Raw genomic sequence first — 23,227 nt, 5'->3', positions numbered from 1 at the left:
TATCGGTGGCGGCAATTTGGATATTGGTTGGGGTATTACGAGTGACCGGCATGGTGCCGGATCAAGGAGTGAGATATGGCTATTGACTACAGCGATGGGGCATACATTCTTTACGGTCAAATCCCGGAAAAGCCGAGAGTAGGGTGGGCGGAAAATGGCTTTGCCTATTCAGACAACGGTACTTGGAAGTTTCGTTTGGATGGCGAAGAGGTCTATGGCCTTGGCGGAGACCTTGCAGGATTGGTGGAAGGTGGCGTTGCGCTAACAAAGGCCGGCCAATTCCTCTTTATCATCGAGCCGGATGCGTGATCACAATGCAGGCTTGATGACCTCGTCCTCTGGCTCGCCCGGGTCGGCGCTCAACGCGGCAATGCTCTTGGTGTAGAAACTCCGAGACACCTTTTCGTTTAGCTCGTAAGGTGTCGTGACACAACGAAGCATTCGCGCCGCCGTTTCGAAGTCGGCGGCGATCACGTTGCGCAGCAGGTTCTGATACACCTCCTGCTGATTATTGAAGCCGTGTTTCTTCATCAGGCGCTTGAGGTCCGGCATGAACACGCCGGCCACCTCAACCTTGAACACGCAAATGCCTTTCTTCGCATCGTCCTCGGCCTTCTTGGCCCGTTTCTTCTTCTGCTTCAGCGACTCCGCTGTCGGCTCCTGCTGTTCCTCGGCCATGGCGTGCCTCTTCAATTCCGTGGGCCGGTATATCCAGCCATGTCTGTCTTCGGCGCTGGCGCACCTGGTTGCTGATTCGTCTCAATGCCCAGCACCGAAGTAAGCGAACACAACCAGTAAAGAGGCGGCACCGATGGTCCAGCGGAGCATGCTTCGCCCGAAACTTCCGGCGGACACTCGGATGTCTTCGAAGAAGTCGGCGTTCTTTTCGAGCTGCTTTGCGTAATCGCAGGCCATGTCGTGACCGTCACGGGCGCCGCGGGAAAGCTCGGTACCGCGCTCGATAACGTCGAACTTGTTCTTGCCCAGCGGCACGACGTTGAAGCGTGGTGCTCGGGCTGGCTCTTCGCGACCGATCATCTTGTACATCTCCGAGGTGGACAGCAGAACGCGTTCCCGCAGCACCTGCAGGACCGCATGTTTTTGGCGAATTGTCTGGTTCATGACGATCCCTCTGTGTGGGGTTGCGTTTATTCGTCAGCACTCGGCCGTCCTGCTGGTTGCCGTTGGGCGCAGGGGAGAGTGCTGACGGATAAAGGCGGGGCAAAAGAAAGGCCCGTGGACGTTCAGGCCTTTCACAGATGCAGTAATCTCAGATGCGAGGTTTTTGGCGGGATCGGTCAGCGCCAGAACGCAACGACCCCGATGATCGTTCGCCAGCGCTCGGCATGGGAGCGCAATGGATCGCCTGACACGCTCGCAAGCCTCGAGGGTTCTGGCCTTTCAAAACTCAGCGTGGCACCGATCAGGATGATCTGGAGCATGAAGTTCTCCGGTTGATGATGCAGGTGGCCGGTATCGGTATTAGTCGTCCGCATCCCGCTGCCCACTCAGTGAATGGGCAGAAGTGATGCTATTCAGCCTGGAGCGCTTCGATTGCTTGCCGGTAATCGGCAGCGTTGGTGCGGTTGTTTGCAGCGTCTTCGAACTGACCTTCTGCCTCCTGGATAGCTGCGTTGTTCTCGCAGTTGGAGGTGTGTTGTTGGAGCTGGGCTATTTTCATGGGTGATTACCTGTCGGTTGTCATCCCAAGCAGCCCTCGCGAGAAGGCTGCTCAGTGATGCGCTGCCGCTAGATGAGGCCCGCCAGCTTCAACCACACCGCAACAATCGGTGCCAGCATCGAAGCCACAGCGGCGTAATCGGCGAATAGGTAAAGCATGGCGAACCTCCAATTGTTTACTTCGTATCTCCACCACACTCGTCGCCGGAGTCCTCTCTCTGCCCGCTGCCGCATCTGGCGTCACATCGGGTGGCTTGCGTGGTTTCGCACACTCACATGGGGGAGTGCGGCCAGGTCCAGAGCTGGCATAGGGATCGAAATTTATGTTTCGCGCTGTACCCGTTGCCGGGGATCGATCCGCGAAGATTCCTGACTGTTAAAGAGCGGTTGAGCATTTCGGCTCTTGCCTCGTGTGCTTGCTCTGAAGCACAAGTCGGCTTGCATTTATAAAAGCATGCTTGTGAATTGAATGCAAGCAAGCTTGTGTTTATTTTGCTTACTGTATGCATGTACAGCATTATAGAGAGGCGGTTATGGCTAAGCAGAAGGGGGGGCCCGGCGCCATCGCCGCGGGCAGCAATGACGGGCATGGAGCGACTGGGTCTAAGGGTGTCGTCGATGATTAATCACCCAGTGGCGCAGGCGCAGCGCTGGGTGACAATTCATCGCCTGGACACGGACGGGGATAGGGAGTGGGAGGAGGTACTGGGCGTGATTGCCGATATGGACGAGCTTGAGCTGACGCTAAATGACGACGGCAGCGTGACGGTGAGGTGGGAGCAACAGGAAGTGGAGAGCGCGGGAAGGGGAGAGGCTGAGTTTGAGCTGGAAGAGGACGTTGCGCCTTTCTGATATTCGAAGCCGAGCCCGCCGAGGCGGCGGGCTCGCCGTAACTATTGTGCTGTCTCTTTTTGAAGGCTTTCGAGAAGCTCTTCTTTCGAGGAGGATGACAGAGAGGCGCGCTGAGTTTTCAGCTGGTCTAGTAAGTAGTCATTGCTGATTTCAAACTCATCAAAAATGGTTGGCCATGTTTTAATATAGGTTTTTATTTTGTCGTCACTTGTTACAAGGCCAGGCTCACCGTACAGTTGCGAAGTTTTCAGCCTGCTGTGGATAGAATAGGCTTCTTTAGAGATGTTGCGCCCTACTAAAATTAATTCAAATCTCGTAAGGTCGCTGTTAAACTCAGGGTAGTGACTTAAAATCGATGCGTATTCATCAAGTTGCTGCAGATGTTTGTTGTTCAGTGATACCCCTGGGCGCTTGATCTCGACTATCACACATCTGAAAAATTTACGGCCCCTTGCATCGAGTTGTAATTTTTTTCGAATTAAAAGTAAATCTACTTGTCGATTCGCGCCGTCGATCTCTACATCGCTGGCTAAATCCTCGATAGTAACCTCATCGATGTTTTTTATTTTGGAACGTAGGTTTTTTGCCGTGTTTGTGAACGTATCTTCTTCCGCTCCGAGTATTTCGTAAGCAGGGCCAAATAGCCAAGTGTTGTTTTCAATAACCTTTTGTAAGTCAGGAGTCTCTAGGATGTCTTTGTAATGGACATTCATGATTTCCTTAAGCTGGCTAACTGCCGACTCGCGATGCTGCAATAATTCAATCGTTTGGATGATGTTATCGAGCTTTGTCTTCTTTAGCTGACTTGCAAGCTGGGTCATGGCTGCGGCATCCAGATTAAGTACGCTTTCGAGTACATCGAATATGCCACTATTTTCGTTTGAAACTGACAATCTGTCTAATAATCTTATAATCAGTCTGCGCTGGGTTTTATTACCGCCGACGAATAATTTTGGTTCTCTAATTAGTACGGCTTTAACGATTTCTTTAACATGAGATAAGCGCCATGTGGACTCACTATGGTTAAGTCCTTCATAACTTGGAAAGTCACCGGCTTTTTCAAAAGCGTCAATTTGCTCTTGTGCTTTACCTACTAGGAATTCTGCATAGCAATGCCTTAAGAACGCATTTAAGTCTCTAATGAGCAGCCGGAAATCCTCGGATGTCAAGAAAGAACTAAAGGGCTCGCATAAACTATCATCTTCTTTAACATAGCGCTCAAGAAAAGAGGATTTGATAAAAACTGAAGTATAATAGTCTCTTTTCTTGTTTAGGCTGCTGTACTGCTTGTAAATCGTTTTCAGCTTGCTGGATATGAAGTACAGGTAAGATTTTTCCGTGCCAGGTCTCTCATCCCACTGGACTAGGTCTACGTCAAATATTGCAGAGTTTGTTTTGATGGCAAGTGAGGTTTTTGTGTGCGATTGCGGTAGAATTTTAATGCCATTTATAGTGATTGTTTTTTCCGGCATCAGCACAAGGTGCGGTCCAAATTCTTTGCTAAACTCTTTTATTAGAAAGCTGTCAGTTGGGAGGTTTTTTTCAAAGTTTGTCAGAGTGACGCATGTGCCAGACTTAAAATTCGAAAGCAGACCGTGCTGCTCATCTGGCTGAATGGTTCTGCCATCAACTGCGCTTAGATTACTACTCAGCACTACAATTCGAGCATCGTTTCCCTCAAAGCGAGTAAACCATTTCGCACTATGACATATTTTGTGAAATGCGAGTCGACCCCGTCCCTGAGATCCATGAGAGTCGAATGAGTCCTTTTTTAATGAGTCATTGAATCTGCGAAAGTTTTCGTCTGGCTTATCAATGTTAATGCCAGTACCATTATCTAAAATAGTAACGGAAACAGTTCCACCTATTTCCGTACTTTCAATGTCGATCTGGACTGTTGTTGCTCCGGCGTCTAGGCCGTTCCAAACAAGTTCAGCGAGTGCTTGCCAAGGCTCAACATTTTTGAAATGTTTAGTGATGCCACTGTGCGTGATGGTGTTAGATCCAGAAAAGTCTCGGGCGACAAAATCCATGGTCAATTGATCATCCTCAGTATTAGCGCCCGTTTAGCGCAGGTATTTCAGCATTTAAATTTAATGAGCATTCCACACCGGACCACACCGGAAGCTCCCGCGCCTGTATGTAGATCTCGTTACGCATCACGCAAAATCTTTCCCGCCTTCACATCTTCCGCATGCCTTGTAAGCCGATCCTCATCCGCATGAAACACCGTGCACATCTTCAGCACGGCCTGGGCGTCTGCCTCATTCCCTGCCAGGCTGAGCCGCTCAGCAATCCTCATCAGCTCTACAGCTGACCACTTGAGGTCGGAGGCAATACCTTGCAAATCGCGCTTTAAATCTTGGTTTGGCTTGGTCAGAGACATAGCGTCACACCGGTTGTCCGTTCCACACGTAAAGCACGCGAGCCAGGATGTGGGTATCGTCCACTCGGATATCCTCTGGGTCGTGGTGCTTGTTGTCCGAGATCATCTTGAAGCGGTCCTTGCCTTTCTTCTGCAAGCGCTTTACGTACAGCATGTCGTCGTGAGAGAAGAGGTAGATGCCATCCCCGGTGAACTCCCGGATCGTGATGTCCACGAGCAGGGGGTCGCGATCCTTGATCGTCGGAGTCATAGACTGACCCCACCCAGTAATCATCTTGAGATGGAAGTGCTCTTTGAAGGTGACGCCCAGGTCACGCAAATGTTTGGGGCTGACCCGTATGTCCTGAAGCATTTCTGGATATTCATGCGGGATCTGGCCGCCGCCCATCGCTGCGCGCACGTCGTAGTGGGCAATCCATACTTCATCACCGACCTGACCGGCCCGAGTGAAGTCGACTTTCACTACGTTGGTTGACTTCGACTCCAGCGCAGTTTCTTCCACTGCCTCGGCGATTCGCGCTCGTGCTTCTTCCGACAGCCCCCGGCCGTGCTTAGCGAGCATCTGCTTGACCAGATCTGCAGATGACTTATTGCTGGGTTTTGGAGTATCTACGACCTTCCGGCTCGGCGGCTCACCCTTGCCGGAAAGTAGCCAATCAACCGTCGTGTCATATCCTTCAGCGATCGCGACGAGGTTTTCGTTCTTTATGTTGCCGGTGTCGCCGGCAAACCACTGACGAACAGCTTCGTAGCTGACCCCGCAGGTTGTCGCTATATCCCTTTTGAATCCTCGTGGCCCGATCTCAGGCTTTCGCGCAAGGACGAGTTTCGTAATCCGGTCAGTAATTTTCATGCAAGCAATCTACAAGTTAGCTTGGCAAGCATGCTTGCTTAGTAAACACAAGCATGCTTGAATTGACGTGTGCCCAAAGGAGTCAGCCATGAACCGTGCCGACGCAATTAAACATTTCAAAGGGATCACGCCCCTCGCCAAAGCGCTCGGCATTACGTACGAGGCTGTCCGGCAGTGGGGCGAGGAGATTCCTGAGCTACGTCAGTACCAGCTCGAGCTTGTAACTGCCGGCCAGTTGAGAGCCGACAAAAAGAAAACTGCTGCATAAGCCGTCCTTGTCATTGATCTGTTGAGCGAATGATCGCCGCACCTGGCGAGCGCTGCCACGGAAACAAATTTGAGGTTTTACGAATGGAAGATTTCTTGAGGGCCTGCCACACCACCATCAAGGAAAACGGGGCAGAGGAGCTGGCTGGGAAAATGTGCATGGCGCACGTGAGCCTGTTGCAGCGCTCGAATCCGGACAACGCAGCCCACCACCTGACAATCGAGCATCTGTTTGGCGTGCTGCTGCATACGCAAGACATGCGCCCACTCATGGCGCTCGCCGACCAATTCGGTTTTGACCTAATGGCTCGCGAAAAGCCGGTCGCCAAGCCGCTGATGGTCGCGCTCGGTCATTTGTCGGCTGAGTGCGGAGATGTTGGTCGTTTGATCTTCGACGCCACGGCAGACAACCACATCAGCCAGCACGAAAAAGCCCAGGGCGAGAAAGCAATTCTTGAAGCAATCGACGCGCTGCAGGTTCTGCGCGAATCGCTGAAGGCTGCCTGAATCCCAGGCATAAAAAAACCGCCTGGCAGGGCGGCTCTTTCAACAACTTGTACAACACAGTGGGGCCATTATGAACACGATCGTTACTCCCGGCAATACCCCCCATGTCGCGACACATTTAGGTCAATCGCAAAACGTGTCGCGTCACATCAACTTAGCCCATGAGCCTCATCGACTCCCTGCGCTTACCCAGGAGGAGACGTAATGGCCCGTGCTCGAAACATCAAGCCCGGCCTGTTTAGCAACGAGTTGCTGGTCGAGCTTCCAGCATTCGACCGGCTGGCCTTCATTGGTCTTTGGTGCTTGGCAGATCGGGAAGGGCGTCTTGAGGATCGCGTGAAGCGAATCAAGATCGAACTGTTCCCATGCGATGACTACGACGTTGAAGAAGGTCTGGCACGCCTTGCCGCTGCCGGTTTCATTTCCCGCTACCGGGTGTCCGGCTTCTCGGTCATTGAGATCACAAACTTCCAGAAGCACCAGAGCCCCCACGGCACCGAAAAGGACAGCGCTCTCCCGGACATTAACGGTTATCTCACTGTTTATGCACGCAAAGGTAACGTTGTCGTAGCGGGCTCTCAACGGAAGGTTCTAGTTGCAGAACAGTCTTTTAACGTTAAAGAACCGTTAGAGCCTGTTAACCCACCGTTAGATAACGCCCTGATTCCTGATTGTGGATTCCTGATTCCTGAATCACCGAATCAAGAACAACACCACTCTCTCAACGCGGGTGAAGACAGTCTGCAAGTCGAGCCAGAACCAACTGCCGAGGAGTTCTCGGTGGTTGATCCAAAGTCTCCGGTGGAGATGACACTGGACTGGATCCCTGACGCCAATCTCCTGAAAACCTACTGCGTTCATTTCGGCGTATCGCCGGATCTGTTCACCTCCGAAGCCACGGCTTCGTTCACAGCCCATCACGAATCCATAGGCGGCCTGAACACCCAAGCTAAATGGGTTTCGATGCTGGTCGGCTGGGTGAAGTCGGACAGGGCGAAGGCGAGCAATGTCCGGCAACTCCGCAAGCCTGTCCAGCCATCGCGACACAACGGCTTCGCTGAACGCAACTACACCGCTGGCCTGACTAGGCGCGAGGACGGTACCTATGGCATCTGAAAACGTGATCGCCATGCCGAGCGCATCGGCTGCGCCACTCAAATCGACGGGCATTTGCGAAGACCACGGACAGTACTCGCAAACCATCAACGTGATCTTCGGTCGCGAATTCAAAACCGCCTGCCCTGAGTGCCAGCTCAATGCAAAAGCAGAAGAGCAGGAGCGAATCAAGGCTCAGGCCCGTCAGGAGCTGGCGCTGAAGCTTGGCTCGGCGCTGATCCCGAAGCGGTTCACGGGCAAAACCCTTGCCGGGTATCTCGCCGCTTCACCAGGGCAAAAAGAGGCGCTGAGGATCTGCAGCAAGTACGCAGACAAGTTCTCCGAGATCGCCCCGACCGGAAGGTGTTTGTTGCTGCTGGGCAAGCCGGGCACTGGCAAGACGCATCTGGGCGTGGCTATTGCCGCAGAAATCATGAAGAAGACAGATGCGACAGCCGTATACCGAACCATTGGCACGGTGCTGCAGGAAATCCGCGCGACTTACTCGAAAGGTAGCGAGCGCACCGAGAGCCAAATCCTGTCAGGTCTGATCGGGCCATCGCTGCTGGTCCTCGACGAAATTGGCGTGAGCAAGGAAAACCCAAGCGACTTCGAGCTGACGACTTTGTTTTCGATTATCAACGGCCGGTACGAGCAAATGCGTCCGACAGTGATTATCTCAAACCTCGATGCGGCCATGCTTCCAGACGCCATGGGCGAGCGCTGCTTTGATCGTTTGCGGGAAGGCGGGGCGATTGCCGTTCCTTTTGAGTGGGAATCTCAGCGCGGTAAGGACGGCTTCTGATGGTTCATTCCCGGCTTGCCCCGACCAATCCTGCCGAGTACCGCTTCGCTGTGCACTGCTGCGGTTACAAGTGGGACCTCACCGACAAGCCAGATCGTGCCGTCGCGCTGTTCGAGAATCAGGTAATCGCATTTCAATTCGGCCGCGCCATGTGGCCACAACATTTCGAGGTGATCGACGTCATCACCGGGGAGCGGGTATGCGCGTGACCTCGAAGAAACTTCGCGCCTCGGCCAACGGCCAAGACTGCACCGTCCGCCTGCCTGGTGCCTGCAACTTCAACCCGGCCACGACGGTGCTCGCTCATTTGCCGTGCGGGCATAAGGGAATGGGCATGAAGGGCTTCGACACTGTCGCCGTTTTCGCGTGCAGCGCCTGCCACGACGTCATCGACGGCCGCGCCGCCGGCGACATCGATTGGCATGACATGCCGCGCGCGATCGCCGAAACACACGAGGCCCTGATCCGGGCCGGAATCCTCACCGTGAAGGGGGCAGCATGATTGACCCAAAAACGTTACTCGTCCTGATGATTCTCGCCGCCTGGGCACTTTGCGAAGTTTGCCGTCGCCTCAATGACCGCCATTGCAAAGCACGGGGTGACCGCCGATGAAGCCGTTCTCCCCCAAGCTGGTACGCGCAAAACGCATCGACCGCGAAGGCCTCGAGCAGGCTGCGCTGATGGCGGAACTGTGGGCGCGGATGCCCGTGGTTGCCGACCTGATCTATCACGTCCCGAACGGCGGGCACCGGGTGAAGGCCGTGGCCGCGAAGTTGAAGGCTCAAGGCGTCAAGGCAGACATCCCGGACTTGAAGCTACCAATCGCCCGCGTCGGGTTCTTCGGCCTGTACATCGAGTTCAAGGCCACGCCGCCGAATGACGCTGCGATCTCGGCCAGCCAGCATGAGCGAATCCGCAAGCTGAACGACCAAGGCTATCTCGCCGTGGTCTGTCGTGGGCATTTCGATGCGATGGAGCAGATCCGCGCTTACCTGCGGCTCGCTCCTACAGTGGTGGCTGCGTGAGCACCGCCGTCGTCAACCTCTCCGATGCCGAGATCCGGCGGCAGGCCGCTGATGCATCGGTGCACACGCTGCGTGATCCTCGTCACCCTGGTCTCTATTTTCGATTCAGTGAGGGGAGGGGGCGCGGCTCTTGGTATCTGGTGGTGAATCGTTCGTGGCGGAGGATCGCCGGGTATCCTGATCTGAAAGCCAATGCGGTGTTGGCCGTCTTGCCCGAACTGCGTCAACGCCTAGTGCTCAAACCGAATGCCAGTGCCGCCATTGAGGCGTGGGCCACCGTCGGCGACCTGCTCGACTGGTACGGTGACCGCATGTCCCGTGACAGGTCGCTGTCGGACAAGCGCAAAGCCGGCGGCAAGACCGCGATCGCCTGCCACTTGAAACCACGTTTGGCCGATCTGTTGATTCGCGACGTCAGCGCCCAGAGCCTTGACCAGATGCTGATGTGGCCACTGCAAGCCATTCTTTCACTGTCCTACGTCCAGCAGCTCTATCGCCTGCTGTCTGCCGCATTCCGCCAGGCGCATAAGTTGGACCTGATTCCGACGAACCCAATGGCCGGCATGAAGTTCGCCGACTTCACCACCGCTCGCATCGTGCCCAAGGCGGCACGTCTACGTGGTGTGCAGATTCCCGATGTCCTCAGCTTGCTGATCGAGCGCTTCGAGACCGCGCCGGCAGACGCCATGCTCGCCCTGATGATGCTCTGCCATGGCACGCGCATCGGCGAAACCCGCATGACGCGCTGGGCCGATATCGCGCTGCCGGAGCGTGAGTGGTTCATCCCCGCCGAGCACACCAAGACCCGGACCGAACACCGTCTGCCGCTGACCGACCAGGTATGCGCGCTGCTGCGTCGTTATCGCTCCGTCCAGCTGGCAGCCGGCTATCAAGGTGCCTACCTGTTCCCATCACGCCGCGGGTTGGCACTGAGCGACAACCAGGCGAGCGCCGTATTCACCCGTCTGGGCATGGGCGAGTGGACTAGCCATGACCTGCGCAAGGTGGCCCGCACTGCCTGGACAGACCTCGGCATCGACGGGCACATCGGCGAGATGCTGCTCAACCACTCGCTGGGCAAGATCGCCTCAACCTACATCAACACCCAGGCCACCGAGCAGCGTCGACTGGCTCTGGTGAAGTGGCACGACTGGTTAGATGGTCGTGGCTTCAAGGCGATTCACGGGCAGACAGGCGTTAGATATGAAGATTCGCAAAACAGCCTACAAGCCACGAACGGCGAGGCCTGCAAGGTGATTCCACAATTTGTTAATGGCGAGGTTTAAAAATGATGAAAAAGCAGCATGGCCCCGCCTTCAGTGCTTCGCCGATGCCGTTGAAATGGTGCGCAGCATGCAAGGGCAAAGCGGTCATCAAAGGCATATTTCATGAACTGCCTTGCACTGAATGCCACGCCTCCGGTTGGGTTTCGGCGGAGACAGGGGAGGCGCTACCGGTCGAGGTGCTGGCCACCCAGCTCGGGCTCATGCTGAACATCTATCAGCAGCGCATCCTTGCTTTTGGCAAAAGGCTGAATCAGGACTCAGGCGCTCAGCAGCAATACGAACAGAACAACCGCCGAGGTGCCGGCGGATCGAACTTCACAGGGGATTGAGCGATGGGCATCTATAAAGACGTGATGGGCACACTGGTGCGGGTGCTGGCCGCCGACAACATCGACAACAGCACGAAGCAGTCCTGGCAGAAGCTGATCGATGCCGACCTGCGCCATGGTGGCACTGGTAGTTCGCTGTCGGTGCGCGACAAGTTCGATTACGACTGCTGCCTCTATGCGCTCCTGCATCGTCGGCTTGAGCCAGTCCAGTGGGATGTGCTGGTCGCAAAGTACTCCACGCACAAGGCCAATAAGGTAGCCGCCATCGGCCGCCTGGCAGCTCGCATGACTTCCCCTGCACCGCAGCTGTTCGTTTATAAGGCGCTGACTGCTTGGGCTATCCCAAAGTTGAAAGGCGTTCAGGTCGGCAAGCGCTCCACTGACATGATTGTGTTGTCCGCCGAGTTCTACGACATGAACAACTGGGACCTTGCAGGCTCTCCGGAGCGCACTCGACGCAACTGGCGTGCGGGCATTCACAAGCGCCTGGAGCAACTGGAAGAGGCCGCCGTGGTCCATGCAACCGAGATATTTGATCTGGAAGAAATCTTCGTAGACGCCGCTTGACCGTGATGGCCAATTGGCCGTAAATTAATCCCATCATGTCGATCTTGCGCGTTATGAGATAGACAGAAAAAACCCGACCATTGAGTCGGGTTTTTTTGTACGGTTATCCACGATAATCGGCTCTCACCTCTCGGGAGCAAAGGTTATGTTTTTCTGCTTTGTCGTTCTCAAGCTTCCGATCTTGGCGCTGGTGGGTGAGGCTATTATGATGGCCATCTTTCAATCCAACGCTATAGAGGGATCTTATGCAGTCGTTTTTTTTGAAGACTTTTGGCGGCCTGACTACCAGCTACTACATCCGGCAGTTCATTTTTGGATCGCTGTTTGCGATTCTGATTTTGTCGTTCGCAGCGCATAGTCCAGCTGGCCTGATGGGTAAGCCTGGGCTGATTGTTATGTCGATCGTATGCACGCTGCTCTATCCGTATTCTCGCTTCGTATATGAGAGTGTCGTGGGCTACGTGATGGGCGATAACGTGTTCTTCGTCAATGCCATCCTTATGCTAATGGTGAAAGGCTTTACGATGGCCATGTGCTGGTCGTTTGCAATTTTCATAGCACCTGTTGGCCTGGTGTATCTTTACTGGCACAACAGCCGACAGGTGTCTTGAGTGCGGAAGCCCGACCATCGAGTCGGGCTTTTCTCGTCCAAGCGTTTTACTTGTGGGTTTTGAGGTAGTAGCGCATCGCATCTGATACAGGCTCGTTGAATTCGACCTGAATTAGGTTATCGCCACGCCGCTTCAGGCGATATAAGTTCAATCCGCCTTGAAACCTTACCTTCGTGTCCCTGGGGAAATCTTTCAGGGAGTCCAACAGTTCACCAACCGTTGTGCTGCTTTCATCGTCCTTCATAGTGCTCTCCGCGTAGTTGAGCCTCTATTTTGTCATGACTGAAAATTCAGCGTTTTGTATGGTTGGCGTGACTGTCACGGTCATTTCTTCACCTACTTCGAGCCTCGGCATTTGCCGGGGTTTTTTCGTTTTCGGCCCTATGCCTGACTCTTTGCTTCGAGCGGATGACAGCACCATAGAGGCCGGACTTACTTGAGGACTGCTGATGAACACTGAGCACCAGACGCTCGCCGATATGCCCCTTTGGTTGTTGGTGTTGTTGAGCATGGCGGGGTTGTCAGGAGAAATGCTCAGGGCATCGGGAGCTGATCTGAGTCTCCGGCAGATCCTGCAGCGTGTGGCTTTGCGCTTTCTTGCATCCGGTCTTCTGGGCATGGCCACGCTACTGCTCGCAATGGCTCTCTGGAATAACCTCTACCTGGCCGCGGGCTTGGGCATCGTCATTGCGGTGATTGGTGCCGATGTAGCCGGTGGTTTGTACACCCAGTTCTTGGCAAAGAAGGCTGGCGTTCAAGTCGGTAAGTAAGTCGCTGACAATCAAGCATTCGAAGGAGATCGGCCGATGCAAGTCCGCGTGATAGGCGATGATGGGAAAGAGCTGTGGGTCAAAGGTGAGACCGGCGGCGTAACGGGACTGCCCTACCGCCGGGGTGGTGCACTAGATAAGCTCATCGCGGAGTTAGAGTCAGCTCTGCAGAAGGAGCTGGAGGCGCAGGTCGACATCGTTGTCCACTCTGTGGCTTTGCTTGTGAGTGACGAAGTCGGCGAGATGCTGGCAAAGGGAAACATGCCACCCAGTGACGTTGCTTTAAGCCATAACCTGGCCCCTGATTCTCAAGGGGTACTCCACTTTCGCGTCATTCTTAAGGTTGAATCTCTTGAATTCCCGTAGTGAATCTACTGGCGTGATAGCCGCGATCTTCTATTGCAGAAAGCACGTCGTTCTTGATGAGCCCTGTGGGTAGCTTATCGAAGTCGGTATCAATGTCGCGTTGATAGCTCAGGCCTTTTTTAAACTCAGGGCTTATAGCTGAAAGCGTTTCAATGTCTTGGCCGTGTTTAACAATCAGGCATCGTTCAAGTGCATCATCGCGGTAGATATCTACTTGCATTTCAAGGTCCTTTTCATGAAGGCGTCAGGATGAAGCCTCCTATCAGCCATCCTTGGCAAGTCGCTGCCAGGGACGGTCTCGGGATGCTAGCAATTTGTCTGAGAAATCTCATTGACCTAGCTGCTGGAATCGCCGGGGACCCTGGGGGATTTCCGGCTGTACGGGGTCGGAAACCCGCGGGAAAGCGTTAGCCACAGGGCTGGAAAGTTAGTTGACAGTGGTTGACAGGTTGACAAGAAATTCTGTGTTTTCATCGACAGAATTCGCGTGATCCAAACAGTGTTTTGTAGTGAAGTCCCCCCGGTTCTATTGGGCTGTAGGCCTTTTTACGCCTGTTCAGATTCTCGAACAGCAGCCCCGGCGCAATGGTCAGAAGGCTTGTCAACTAAGCCGGGTTAGTTGACAGGCTTGATAAGCCACGACGATGGAGGCCGCATGGCTTTTGTATCTCGCAAGGAGTACTGCGAGCTGAAGGGGTGGTCCAGGCAGTACGTTGGCAAGCTGGTCAAGAATCAACGACTGGTTCTGAATGCTGCCGGGAAGATTGATGTGGATGCCAGCGAACAGCTTCTGGCCATGACGAGCGACCCGAGCAAGGCCGCCGTCGCCGCTCGACATGAGCGCAATCGCCCGAAGCGAAGTGATCAGCCACCGCTGGAAATAGTCGTCGCAGACTTTATAGATGACTCCTCTGATCCGCCGCCCGACTTTCAAAGGTCACGCGCTCTTCGTGAGCACTACCTGTCGCTTCAGGAAAAAAACAACTTCCTTAAAGCCCAGGGCACCTTGGTAGAGCGCAAAGCGGTCGAAGATGCGGCCTATAACGCCGGTCGCTTACTGCGTGATCTTTTGCTTGGAATGGCTCCACAGCTATCGCCTGAACTGGCCTCGATGTCTGATCCATGGCAAATCGAAAAGCGTCTGACGTCGGCTTTGCGAAAAACGCTGGAAGATGCTGAGCGGCTGTCTACAGCAGATCTAGAACAAGCCATTACCCCGAGCTAAACCTATGTCCTTAGAAATGTCGAGCGGTGCGACGGTGTACCGCGAAGCGTATTTCCGTGGGCAGCGACCAGAGCCAGATGTCTGGATCGATCAGTGGGCCGACGAGTACATGCGCATACCGCGCGATACGGGTGCGGCCGAGCCTGGTCAATACCACACTTCGCGTACCCCATATGCGCGTGAGCCGATGCGCTGTCTGTCACCTGCCCACCCGTGCAAGCGCGTGGTGACCATGGTGGCTTCGCAGTTGATGAAAACGCAGATCGCCTTGAACTGGATCGGCGGCCTGATCCATATGGCCCCGTCCAACATCCTCACGTTGTTGCCCAGTCTTGGGTTGGCCAAGCGGGTATCGTCGCGGATTGGTAAAACCATCAAGGCCACGCCGGTTCTGCGTGAGCGCGTGGCGTCTAACCGCTCGCGAGATGCGCGCAACACCATGGACACGAAGGAGTTCGAGGGTGGTTCGCTGTACATCACCACGGCCGGTTCTGCGGCCAATCTGGCGGAGCTTTCCGCCCGCTACATCTATGGCGACGAGGTTGATCGCTGGAGTGTGGACGTGGGCGAAGAGGGCGACCCGGTCGAACTGGCCGAGACTCGCGGCAGTACTTTCGGCCGTAACGCCAAATTTTATTTTTCCAGTTCGCCGACGATCAGGGGGGCGTCACGAATCGCTGATCTGTTTGAGGTCAGCGATCAGCGTTACTACTACGTGCCGTGCCCAACCTGTGAACACATGCAGGTTCTGGAATGGGAGCGTTTGCATTACTCGGCGGATTATCAGGTTGTGCATTACCAATGTGCCGGCCCCGACTGCGACGTACTGATCGAAGAGCGCTATAAGGGCGAGATGCTGGCGAAAGGGGAGTGGCGAGCACACACCCAAGGCGATGGCGAAACCATTGGTTTTAACTTGAACGCGTTGTACTCGCCGCCCGGCTGGACCGGTTGGGCCTCGTTGGCCAAGCAATTCGAGAAGGCTAAAAAGGCTCAGGCCAAAGGCGATCTGGAGCCGATGCAGGTGTTTTATAACACCCGTCTGGCCAAGGTCTGGGATAGCGCTCAGGAGCAAACCTCAGCCGGCGTGCTGATGGATCGGGCGCGACTGGAAAGCTACGGGCTTGGCTCAATGCCCGACGGCGTATTGATGCTGACCGCTTCTGTTGACACCCAGGCCAACCGCCTGGAACTGATGGTGATGGGTTGGGGCGCCGGCATGGAACGCTGGGTGGTCGACTTTCAAGTGATCTCCGGCGACCCCGCAGATGAGCGCACCTGGGCGGCGCTGGATGAGTTACTCAAGGCCCGTTACCGACACCCTTGTGGTGCTGAACTGATGATCATGGCTACTGCGGTCGACTCCGGTGGTAACCATACGGATGAGGTCTATCAGTTCTGTCGTATGCGCCGCTGGCGCAGCGTGTTCGCCATCAAGGGGGCGAGCAAGCGGGGCCGGCCGGTGATCGCGCAGCGACCTTCGATGGTCGACGTGACATGGAAGGGCCTGACTGAACGGCATGGCGCCGAGCTTTGGATTGTTGGTACCGACACGGCGAAGGACTGGATCTACAACCGCTATGCATTCGACACCGGCCCGGGAGCGCTGCACTTTGCCAACGACCTGCCGGATGACTTTTTCGCCCAGTGCGTTGCTGAGCGCAAAGTCACCCGTTACGTCAGGGGGCATAAACGCATCGAATGGACCAAGGGCAAGTCCGAGCGCAACGAAGCGCTCGATCTGTTGGTGTACAACCTGGCCATGGCGCATTACCTCGGCATCAATCGCTTCCAAGATCACGATTGGGCGCGGATTCGGCAGGCGATCATCCAGTCGGCTTCGGGCGATAGTGGCCAACCCGTTCAAAGCGAACGGCTCAGTCGGCCAGTCGTAACACCGGCAGCACCACAGACGCCGCAACCAGCCGTGAAATCACGTCCGACAACGGCCCCCCCACAACGCCGCAGTTCCACCAGTGGCTACCTGAAGAGACGCTGATATGTCATTTACGAAAAAGCACCTCGACGCGGTTGAGGCGGCCATTGCTCGCGGTGAAAAAACTGTGCGCTACACCGACCGTACCGTGGAATACCGCACGGTCGATGAGCTGCTCAAGGCGCGCGAAGAAATTCGTACGTCACTGATCAGCGCGGCCGGGCCACGCTCGCGAGTGGTTCGGTTGTACCACGGAGGCAAAGGACTCTAATGGCCCGTCACTATCCGACGCTCACCCGTAACGGATTCGTGTTGCCGTCGAACATCAAGGCCAGTTACGAAGGCGCCGGGGAGGGCCGCCGATCGACTGGCTGGGATGCTCCCGACAACGGGATCAACAGCATCAACACCCCGGCCTTACGCAACTTGCGTTCACGTTCTCGGGCAGCGGTTCGCAACGACCCGTATGCCTACAATGTGATCGACAAACGCGTCAGCAACTTGATCGGTTCCGGCATCACGCCGCGACCGAAAACCGACGACGAGGCCCTGCGCAAACTGCTGCAGGAGCTCTGGGAGGATTGGGTTGATGAGTCGGACGCCGATGAACGCACCGACTTCAACGGTCAGCAGGCGCTGGTGGCACGCACAGTGGAAACCTCGGGCGAATGTTTTGTGCGGCTGCGACCTCGCGGTCTGGACGAAGGCCTGGCGGTGCCGTTGCAGCTGCAGATCCTGGCGCCGGAGTTCGTGCCACACGATAAGTTTGAGACCACCAAAACCGGCAACCTCATCCGCGCCGGGATTGAGTTCACCCCGAGCGGCAAGCGGGTGGCGTACTGGATGTACCTGTCGCATCCGCGTGATGCGTCGTCGCTGAACGCCGGTTACAACCAACTAGTGCGGGTGCCGGCCGCTCAGGTGCTGCACATCTTCGAACCAGTCGAGCCGGGCCAGTTGCGCGGGGTACCGCGCTTGTCGCCGGTGCTCAAGCGCCTGCGCAGTCTCGACAACTACGACGATGCGGTGTTGTTTCGCCAAGAGGTAGCCAACCTGTTTGCCGGCTTCATCAGCCGCCCGGCACCCGACTCCGGACCGGTGCCGAGAGATCCCGTCACCGGCCAACCATTGAGTCTCGATCGTGATGGCTTCACGCCGATGGTCGCGCTCGAGCCCGGCACTATGCAGGAGCTGGGACCCGGTGAAGAGGTCGAGTTCTCCAAACCGCCGGATGCGGGCAACAACTATCCGGACTTCATGCGGCAGCAACTGATGGCTGCGGCAGCGGGCACCGGGACGCCTTACGAGATCCTCACCGGCGACATGCGCGAGGTTAACGACCGAGCGCTGCGCGTGGTGCTCAACGAATTCCGGCGCCGCCTGGAGCAGCTGCAATTCGGCGTTTACGTGCATCAGCTGTGCCGCCCGGTGCGGGCCGCGTGGATGGACATGGCGGTGTTATCAGGTGTCCTGGTGCTGGATGACTACACCCAGCGGCGCCGTGAATACCTGCGTACCCGGTGGGTGCCACAAGGCTGGGCCTACATCCAGCCCGTGCAGGACGTTCAGGCGCGGCGGATGGAAGTGCAGGCGGGCTTCGCTTCGCGCAGCGAGATGGTCCTGCGCACCGGCTACGACGCGGAAACGGTCGACGCGGAAAACGCCGCTGACCTGGCCCGGGCCACCACTCTTGGCCTCAATTACAACACTCTCGACGCCGTCGTCACCAACGACGACAAGGAACAACCATGAGCAAAAAAGCACGACCGCGCGTTTACAACCGGGCTGGCAAGCAGGTGTCGGTGGAGGACAAAACCTGGTACGCGGTGCACGCCAGCGGCGAAGCCGCCGAGCGGGTGATCGAAGTCTTTGTCTACGGCGAGATCGGCGGTTGGGGTATCACCGCCAATCAGTTCGTGCAGGACCTGCGCGCCATTGATGACGGCGTCTCACCCGTGATCGCCGCCTTCAACAGCATCGGCGGCGATCTGTTCGATGGTCTGGCCATGCACAACGCGCTGTCGCGCTTGGGCGAGCGTTGCACCGGTCGGGTGGATGCGTTGGCTGCCAGCGCCGCGAGTGTCGCCGTGTGCGGTGCGCATCGCGTGGTGATCGCCTCCAACGCCATGTTGATGATCCACAACCCGTGGACGTACGCGGCCGGGGATGCCGAAGACTTTCGCAAGGTGGCCGATGTGCTCGACCAGACCATGGAGGCGATCATCGCGGCCTACAAGGCCAAGGCGCCGGACATCGATGAGGTCGAGTTGCGGCGCTTGGTCGCCGCTGAAACCTGGCTGACCGCCAATGAGGCGGTGGCGCTGGGCTTGGCCGATGAGGTCGGCGACGGCGTCACGGTCAAGGCCTGCCTAGGCCAGGGAGCTGTGTTGCAGCGATACCAGCACGCGCCGGCCGAGTTGCTGGCTCAGCTCGACGAGCCGCCCGAGACGGATCCCGACGTGGAGCTCGACAAGCTGCCACCGACTCCCGCCGTGGTCGACTCAGCCAAGCTGGCCGTGATGATCACCCAGCGCTGCGCCGAAGCCGGTATCAGCAACCTGGTCGAGCCGCTGCTCAGCTCGACCAAGTTGGAAAGCGAAGCCATCGTCCAGGCTGGCCTGACCCGCGCCAAGGCGGTGAATGACCTGTGTGTCGCGGCTCGGCTGCCCGAGTTCAGCGTCGAGTACGTGGCCGCTGGTTTGGACGTAGCGGCGGTGCGGGCGCGTCTGTTCGACAAGATCGTCAGCAGCGGCAAGGGATTTGAAATCGACAACAGCCTGCCACTGGATGAAGACCTGGTGCCTAAGGTGCAGGCCAAACAACCCGATCCCAACTCGATCTGGGCCGCTCGACAAGCAGCTCAATCCGGAACTGCGCGCGGCGCGAAAGGAGCATGACCATGACCATCCAAAAAGAACCGATTCACGCCGGTGAGTTCCTGCTCTCGGAAGGCGCGGGAAACATCTCACGTGAATCCATCAATGTCGCTGCCGGCCCAGCACTGTATCCGGGCCAGATTCTCGGTCTGGTGACGGCCACCGGTCACTTTGCGCCTTACGCTCCGGCGGCCGAAGACGGCAGCGAGACGGCCGTCGCCATTCTCTTCGGTCCGCTGGGCGAGTCCGATGTGGTCCGCCGTGGCCGTGCGGTGGTGCGACTGGCGGAAGTCAGCGAAGCGCATCTGACCGGGCTCGACCTCGATGCCGAAAAGGCGCTGGCCTCCCATTTTCTGATCGTCCGATAAGTCGGTCAGTCCACTTTATACACCCCGCCTTGAGCGGGGTTTTTCATTTCTGGAGAGTACCCATGGCCGATATCGCCATTTTTGACGACGAAGCGTTCACCGTTACCGCGCTCACCGCAGCCCTCAACGATCAACCCTATCTGCCAGGTCGCATCAGCGCCCTGGGTTTGTTCCGCGAGGAAGGGGTCACCAGCCTGACCGTGCAGATCGAGAAAGACGGTGACACCCTGGCGCTGGTTCCGGCGGGTGAGCGGGGCGGTTCTGGTCTGGTCGTCGCAGCCAGTAAACGCAATCTGATTCCGTTCAACACCGTGCACCTGCCGGAACGCTTCACCATCAAGGCCGACGAGATCCAAGGCATTCGCGCCTTTGGTACCCGTACGGAATTGCAGGCGGTGCAGGACGTAGTCAATGCCCGGCTGGCCAAGGCGCGCCGTCAACTGGATGCCACACACGAGTTCCAGCGCATGGGCGCACTCAATGGTGTGATCCTCGATGCCGATGGTTCCACGGTGCTGTTGAATCTTTATGATCGCTTCGGTGTAGAGCGTCAGAAGCTGTCCATGGGCCTGGCCGATCCGAACACTGAGCTGCGGGTTCAATGTGTCGAAGCGCTGGATATGCAGGAAGACGCGCTTGGCGCCGTGACCAGTACCGGCTCTCGCGCTTTCTGCGGTAAGCATTTCTGGAACAAGCTGATCGTTCACGATTCGGTCAAGGAGACCTACCTAAACAGCCAGCAAGCAGCGGCGTTGCGCGGGGATGCACGGGAAAGCTTCGAGTTCGGCGGCATTATCTGGGAGCGCTACCGTGGCAAAGTCGCCGGTGTGTCTTTCGTCCACGACGACAAGGCATTGCTGGTTCCTGAAGGGGTGCCGGATCTGTACATCTCGGTGTTTGCTCCAGCGGACTACATGGAAACTGTCAACACTCAGGGCATTCCTTACTACAGCATGATCGAGCCACTGCCTTTCAACAAAGGCATGGCCGGCGAAGCCCAGTCCAACCCGCTGCACCTGTGCACGCGACCACGGGCGCAGATCCTGCTGGAGCTCTGACCGTGGGCTTCCGCGATCTGATCGCCGAGGTCGATGCGGTCGTGTTCGAAACGTTGGGCGACACCGCACGAATCGAAGGGCGTGATGATCCGGTGCTGGGCATGTTCTCCGCGCCCTGGCTGCAGCCAAAAATCGGCAAGCTCAACACCGGTTTGCGCGAGCCTCGGTTTGAGATCCGCGTCAGTGATTCGCACGACCTGAAAAAAGGCCTGCTGGTCAGTGTGAATCTGCCAGAGCTCGACGGTGGCGGCGAGTACGACCTTTTCCAGTTGGAGCCGAGTGGTGACGGTCTCGTCGCCCTGATTCTGAGGAAACGCCCATGAGTGTTGGCAGCCACTTCAAACCCTCGGCCGGTGGCGGAATGATTTCCCTGCAGGCGTCGTCGGCGGATCTGCAAGCCTTCCAGGACTTCGCCAAGTTGGTACCGAAAGCGGCGGCTGCCGCCCAGCGTCGGGCGATCAACAAAACACTCGGTTGGCTGCGGACACACATCGCCCGCGCGGTTGGTCGGCAGGAGCGTATTGCTGTGGCGGCCGTGCGTCAGCGACTGCGCAGTTATCCCGTCAGCGGATCGGCCAACAGCGGCAAGTTATGGTTCGGTCTCAACGCGATTGAAGCCAGCCGGATCGGTAACCCTCGTCAGGGCAACTCCGGTGTGTCGGTGGCCGGTCGCCGTTACCAGGGCGCCTTTTACAAGAAGGTCTACGGCAACAGCGCGGACATCTGGATCCGCACGGCCAGCAAACATTTCGATGCCAGCCATTACCCCGACAGCCATGTCAGCGGTGCGGGCGGGGCCAGTTCGGGATGGATCGCCGAACACGACAGCCGTTTCCCGCTGGCCAAGGCCAAGGTCTCCCTGGAGCAAGCTCGGCCACACTTTGAAAGCTGGGTGCGCAAGGCCGATGCACAGCTGCTGCATGTCCTGCAGCAGGAGCTCAACTTCGAACTGCAGAAATATCTGAAGGGGAAATAACGTGACGGATGAAACGGACGAGCCGTTCAGCCTGGAACAGTTGTATCGAGCCATCGAACATCATGTTCAGGCGCACCTGCCGGGTGTGCAGACGGTGGCCGCCTGGCCGGCTATCGAGGATTGCATCCGGTTGCCAGCGGTGGTCATCGAGATGGCGGAAATGGAACCCGGCCAGGACCCAGGCACCGGTGAGGCGGGGTTGGCTTGCAGGTTCGAGGCGCGGGTCATCACCGATCCCATCCAGGAGGATCACCATCAGCAGGCGGTTTTTCTGGCGGGGCAACTTGCCGTGTTGTTGCGGATGCAAAGTTGGGGCGTTGAAGTAGAACCGGCCGAGTTTGTTCGGGCTATGCAGGACTGGACCAAGCCCGTGCTGGATGGCTACACCGTCTGGGTCGTGGAGTGGACCCAACAAATCTACCTGGGCCAAACGCAGTGGCCGTGGCCGGACCAGCCGCCGGGTACCCTGATATTGGATTTGGGCGATGGCGAGCTCCGGCCAGAGGAAGTGCCATGAGTGCGGGCTACGTCAGCGCGCAGCATGACCGCATGCTCGCCGGCGTGGTCAAGGACTGTTACGTGGTGGCGGTCGATCTCAGCGCCTCGCCGCCGGTGTGCCGGGTATCCGACGGGGAGTGGGTCAGCGGCTGGGTGCGCTGGCACAGCGTGGCGGCGGGCAAGGCCCGGCACTGGCGGGCACCGAGCCTGAACGAGCAGGGCACCTTGATCAGTGCCAGCGGTGACGTGGCGCAAGGCACGTTCATTCCCGGGCTGTATGGCAACGGTGGTCCGCCGCCCGACAATCGTGATCACGTTGAAGTGTGGCGTTTCGACGATGGCGGTTCGCTGGTCTACGACTGGGAGGCCAAGAGTTACACCATCAGCCTGCCGAGCGGCACGGTCACAATCAAAGTAGGGGCCAGCCAGGCTGAAGTGACGGACAGCGCCGTGACGGTGAAGTCCAGCACGATCAACCTGGAGGCAGCTGTGAACATCAAGGGCCCGGTCAATATCGACGGTCCGCTGCATGCCACACAGGACATCCGTAGCGACGGCGCGATCATCGACACCACCGGCAATACGCCAAACCATAAGCATTAATGAGCACCTTCAATCCAGCCCGCCGCGTGCGGGCTTTTCATGTCCGGAGCAACCATGGCCAAACCTCAAGAAGACCCGCCGCTGCAGGAACAACCTGCTACCACCATTTCACCAGCGCTAATGTCGACCACGACTTTTCGCGACACGGTCTACACCTCCCGCACGCTGATCCTGCCAAGTGACCGAACGCTGGCCGTAGCCAAGGGCACGGTCTCGGTTCGCACCACCGATGACGCGGCGTTGAAATACCTCAATGCCCATGCCGAGTTCGAGCCGCTCAAGGAGTAA

General features: G+C 57.0%; 36 protein-coding genes. 27 read left to right on the top strand and 9 right to left on the bottom strand.

The window, feature by feature from the left end; genetic code table 11:
- Positions 1-75 precede the first annotated feature (75 nt).
- Entirely contained in the window at positions 76-309 is a 234-nt protein-coding gene (locus tag AB4O36_RS16050) for a hypothetical protein (protein WP_460139701.1), read from the top strand.
- Here AB4O36_RS16050 and AB4O36_RS16045 read toward each other — a convergent pair whose 3' ends face one another.
- The 4 genes from AB4O36_RS16045 to AB4O36_RS16030 form a co-directional block, all read right to left on the bottom strand.
- Positions 310-678 (bottom strand): hypothetical protein, encoded by a 369-nt coding sequence (locus AB4O36_RS16045; RefSeq protein WP_460139700.1) that lies wholly within the window; start codon positions 676-678, stop codon positions 310-312.
- Between the two features lie 81 nt (positions 679-759).
- Positions 760-1,122: a hypothetical protein gene (locus AB4O36_RS16040; RefSeq protein ID WP_460139699.1), complete on the bottom strand. Its 363-nt coding sequence runs from the start codon at positions 1,120-1,122 to the stop codon at positions 760-762.
- A 176-nt stretch (positions 1,123-1,298) separates the two neighbouring features.
- The gene (locus AB4O36_RS16035; protein WP_460139698.1) at positions 1,299-1,442 is read right to left on the bottom strand and encodes a hypothetical protein; all 144 of its coding nucleotides are present in this window, start codon (positions 1,440-1,442) and stop codon (positions 1,299-1,301) included.
- Positions 1,443-1,531: 89 nt separating this feature from the next.
- Positions 1,532-1,681: a hypothetical protein gene (locus tag AB4O36_RS16030; protein WP_460139697.1), complete on the bottom strand. Its 150-nt coding sequence runs from the start codon at positions 1,679-1,681 to the stop codon at positions 1,532-1,534.
- A 578-nt stretch (positions 1,682-2,259) separates the two neighbouring features.
- On the opposite strand from AB4O36_RS16030, the gene AB4O36_RS16025 reads away from it, so the two are divergent.
- A complete protein-coding gene (locus AB4O36_RS16025) occupies positions 2,260-2,532 on the top strand; it encodes a DUF1654 domain-containing protein (protein ID WP_460139696.1) in 273 nt (90 codons plus the stop codon).
- Between the two features lie 41 nt (positions 2,533-2,573).
- On the opposite strand, the gene AB4O36_RS16020 is transcribed toward AB4O36_RS16025, so the two are convergent.
- The 3 genes from AB4O36_RS16020 to AB4O36_RS16010 form a co-directional block, all read right to left on the bottom strand.
- Positions 2,574-4,565, bottom strand: coding sequence for an ATP-binding protein (locus AB4O36_RS16020; protein ID WP_460139695.1), 1,992 nt, complete (start codon positions 4,563-4,565; stop codon positions 2,574-2,576).
- Positions 4,566-4,684: 119 nt separating this feature from the next.
- Complete coding sequence (locus tag AB4O36_RS16015; protein ID WP_305383993.1) at positions 4,685-4,918, bottom strand: hypothetical protein; 234 nt, start codon at positions 4,916-4,918, stop codon at positions 4,685-4,687.
- A gap of 4 nt (positions 4,919-4,922) precedes the next feature.
- Positions 4,923-5,771: an XRE family transcriptional regulator gene (locus AB4O36_RS16010; protein ID WP_460139694.1), complete on the bottom strand. Its 849-nt coding sequence runs from the start codon at positions 5,769-5,771 to the stop codon at positions 4,923-4,925.
- Positions 5,772-5,859: 88 nt separating this feature from the next.
- Between AB4O36_RS16010 and AB4O36_RS16005 the strand changes: the two genes are divergently transcribed.
- From AB4O36_RS16005 to AB4O36_RS15955, 11 genes are all read left to right on the top strand, one after another.
- On the top strand, positions 5,860-6,039 hold the full coding sequence (locus AB4O36_RS16005) for a Cro/CI family transcriptional regulator (RefSeq protein ID WP_460139693.1): 180 nt from the start codon (positions 5,860-5,862) through the stop codon (positions 6,037-6,039).
- A gap of 83 nt (positions 6,040-6,122) precedes the next feature.
- Positions 6,123-6,545, top strand: coding sequence for a phage regulatory CII family protein (locus tag AB4O36_RS16000; RefSeq protein WP_460139692.1), 423 nt, complete (start codon positions 6,123-6,125; stop codon positions 6,543-6,545).
- Positions 6,546-6,749: 204 nt separating this feature from the next.
- Complete coding sequence (locus tag AB4O36_RS15995) at positions 6,750-7,661, top strand: DnaT-like ssDNA-binding domain-containing protein (protein WP_460139691.1); 912 nt, start codon at positions 6,750-6,752, stop codon at positions 7,659-7,661.
- Complete coding sequence (locus AB4O36_RS15990; RefSeq protein ID WP_460139690.1) at positions 7,651-8,445, top strand: ATP-binding protein; 795 nt, start codon at positions 7,651-7,653, stop codon at positions 8,443-8,445. Before AB4O36_RS15995 ends, AB4O36_RS15990 begins: the two co-directional genes overlap by 11 nt.
- Positions 8,445-8,654, top strand: coding sequence for a hypothetical protein (locus AB4O36_RS15985; RefSeq protein WP_460139689.1), 210 nt, complete (start codon positions 8,445-8,447; stop codon positions 8,652-8,654). Before AB4O36_RS15990 ends, AB4O36_RS15985 begins: the two co-directional genes overlap by 1 nt.
- Positions 8,645-8,947, top strand: a complete 303-nt coding sequence (locus AB4O36_RS15980) for a nuclease domain-containing protein (RefSeq protein ID WP_460139688.1) — start codon at positions 8,645-8,647, stop codon at positions 8,945-8,947. Before AB4O36_RS15985 ends, AB4O36_RS15980 begins: the two co-directional genes overlap by 10 nt.
- 106 nt (positions 8,948-9,053) lie before the next feature.
- Positions 9,054-9,470 (top strand): VRR-NUC domain-containing protein, encoded by a 417-nt coding sequence (locus tag AB4O36_RS15975; protein WP_460139687.1) that lies wholly within the window; start codon positions 9,054-9,056, stop codon positions 9,468-9,470.
- A complete protein-coding gene (locus tag AB4O36_RS15970) occupies positions 9,467-10,756 on the top strand; it encodes a tyrosine-type recombinase/integrase (protein WP_460139686.1) in 1,290 nt (429 codons plus the stop codon). The genes AB4O36_RS15975 and AB4O36_RS15970 overlap by 4 nt, the downstream gene beginning before the upstream one ends.
- 5 nt (positions 10,757-10,761) lie before the next feature.
- A complete protein-coding gene (locus AB4O36_RS15965) occupies positions 10,762-11,085 on the top strand; it encodes a hypothetical protein (RefSeq protein WP_460139685.1) in 324 nt (107 codons plus the stop codon).
- 3 nt (positions 11,086-11,088) lie between these two features.
- Positions 11,089-11,652, top strand: coding sequence for a hypothetical protein (locus tag AB4O36_RS15960; protein ID WP_460139684.1), 564 nt, complete (start codon positions 11,089-11,091; stop codon positions 11,650-11,652).
- 245 nt (positions 11,653-11,897) lie between these two features.
- Positions 11,898-12,263, top strand: coding sequence for a hypothetical protein (locus AB4O36_RS15955; protein ID WP_460139683.1), 366 nt, complete (start codon positions 11,898-11,900; stop codon positions 12,261-12,263).
- 46 nt (positions 12,264-12,309) lie between these two features.
- Here AB4O36_RS15955 and AB4O36_RS15950 read toward each other — a convergent pair whose 3' ends face one another.
- The gene (locus AB4O36_RS15950) at positions 12,310-12,507 is read right to left on the bottom strand and encodes a hypothetical protein (RefSeq protein WP_460139682.1); all 198 of its coding nucleotides are present in this window, start codon (positions 12,505-12,507) and stop codon (positions 12,310-12,312) included.
- Positions 12,508-12,712: 205 nt separating this feature from the next.
- Here AB4O36_RS15950 and AB4O36_RS15945 point away from each other — a divergent pair, with 205 nt between their 5' ends.
- Together AB4O36_RS15945 and AB4O36_RS15940 are read left to right on the top strand one after the other, a co-directional pair.
- Entirely contained in the window at positions 12,713-13,033 is a 321-nt protein-coding gene (locus AB4O36_RS15945) for a phage holin family protein (protein WP_460139681.1), read from the top strand.
- 36 nt (positions 13,034-13,069) lie between these two features.
- The gene (locus tag AB4O36_RS15940; protein ID WP_460139680.1) at positions 13,070-13,399 is read left to right on the top strand and encodes a hypothetical protein; all 330 of its coding nucleotides are present in this window, start codon (positions 13,070-13,072) and stop codon (positions 13,397-13,399) included.
- Here AB4O36_RS15940 and AB4O36_RS15935 read toward each other — a convergent pair.
- Entirely contained in the window at positions 13,371-13,619 is a 249-nt protein-coding gene (locus AB4O36_RS15935) for a hypothetical protein (protein ID WP_460139679.1), read from the bottom strand. The genes AB4O36_RS15940 and AB4O36_RS15935 overlap by 29 nt on opposite strands.
- Before the next feature lie 435 nt (positions 13,620-14,054).
- Here AB4O36_RS15935 and AB4O36_RS15930 point away from each other — a divergent pair, with 435 nt between their 5' ends.
- The 12 genes from AB4O36_RS15930 (at position 14,055) to AB4O36_RS15875 (ending at position 23,227) form a co-directional block, all read left to right on the top strand.
- Complete coding sequence (locus AB4O36_RS15930; protein ID WP_226298967.1) at positions 14,055-14,624, top strand: terminase small subunit; 570 nt, start codon at positions 14,055-14,057, stop codon at positions 14,622-14,624.
- Between the two features lie 4 nt (positions 14,625-14,628).
- Positions 14,629-16,623 carry a phage terminase large subunit family protein gene (locus AB4O36_RS15925; protein ID WP_460139678.1) on the top strand — a complete coding sequence of 665 codons (1,995 nt, stop codon included), beginning with the start codon at positions 14,629-14,631 and terminating at the stop codon, positions 16,621-16,623.
- A 1-nt stretch (position 16,624) separates the two neighbouring features.
- Complete coding sequence (locus tag AB4O36_RS15920) at positions 16,625-16,831, top strand: phage head-tail joining protein (RefSeq protein WP_226298969.1); 207 nt, start codon at positions 16,625-16,627, stop codon at positions 16,829-16,831.
- Positions 16,831-18,312 (top strand): phage portal protein, encoded by a 1,482-nt coding sequence (locus AB4O36_RS15915; RefSeq protein ID WP_460139677.1) that lies wholly within the window; start codon positions 16,831-16,833, stop codon positions 18,310-18,312. Before AB4O36_RS15920 ends, AB4O36_RS15915 begins: the two co-directional genes overlap by 1 nt.
- The gene (locus AB4O36_RS15910) at positions 18,309-19,457 is read left to right on the top strand and encodes a head maturation protease, ClpP-related (RefSeq protein WP_460139676.1); all 1,149 of its coding nucleotides are present in this window, start codon (positions 18,309-18,311) and stop codon (positions 19,455-19,457) included. Before AB4O36_RS15915 ends, AB4O36_RS15910 begins: the two co-directional genes overlap by 4 nt.
- A gap of 2 nt (positions 19,458-19,459) precedes the next feature.
- Complete coding sequence (locus tag AB4O36_RS15905; protein WP_226298972.1) at positions 19,460-19,804, top strand: head decoration protein; 345 nt, start codon at positions 19,460-19,462, stop codon at positions 19,802-19,804.
- 62 nt (positions 19,805-19,866) lie between these two features.
- Positions 19,867-20,862, top strand: coding sequence for a major capsid protein (locus tag AB4O36_RS15900; RefSeq protein ID WP_460139675.1), 996 nt, complete (start codon positions 19,867-19,869; stop codon positions 20,860-20,862).
- 2 nt (positions 20,863-20,864) lie between these two features.
- Positions 20,865-21,185 carry a head-tail joining protein gene (locus AB4O36_RS15895; protein ID WP_460139674.1) on the top strand — a complete coding sequence of 107 codons (321 nt, stop codon included), beginning with the start codon at positions 20,865-20,867 and terminating at the stop codon, positions 21,183-21,185.
- On the top strand, positions 21,182-21,838 hold the full coding sequence (locus AB4O36_RS15890) for a hypothetical protein (RefSeq protein WP_460139673.1): 657 nt from the start codon (positions 21,182-21,184) through the stop codon (positions 21,836-21,838). The genes AB4O36_RS15895 and AB4O36_RS15890 overlap by 4 nt, the downstream gene beginning before the upstream one ends.
- A 1-nt stretch (position 21,839) precedes the next feature.
- The gene (locus AB4O36_RS15885; RefSeq protein WP_460139672.1) at positions 21,840-22,355 is read left to right on the top strand and encodes a hypothetical protein; all 516 of its coding nucleotides are present in this window, start codon (positions 21,840-21,842) and stop codon (positions 22,353-22,355) included.
- Positions 22,352-22,939, top strand: coding sequence for a phage baseplate assembly protein V (locus AB4O36_RS15880; RefSeq protein ID WP_460139671.1), 588 nt, complete (start codon positions 22,352-22,354; stop codon positions 22,937-22,939). Before AB4O36_RS15885 ends, AB4O36_RS15880 begins: the two co-directional genes overlap by 4 nt.
- Positions 22,940-22,993: 54 nt before the next feature.
- Positions 22,994-23,227, top strand: a complete 234-nt coding sequence (locus AB4O36_RS15875) for a hypothetical protein (RefSeq protein WP_460139670.1) — start codon at positions 22,994-22,996, stop codon at positions 23,225-23,227.

Source organism: Pseudomonas sp. S2_E01 (assembly GCF_054668365.1).
The sequence above is the reverse complement of the archived record's forward strand: the minus strand, read 5'-3'. Positions and strand labels throughout refer to the sequence as shown.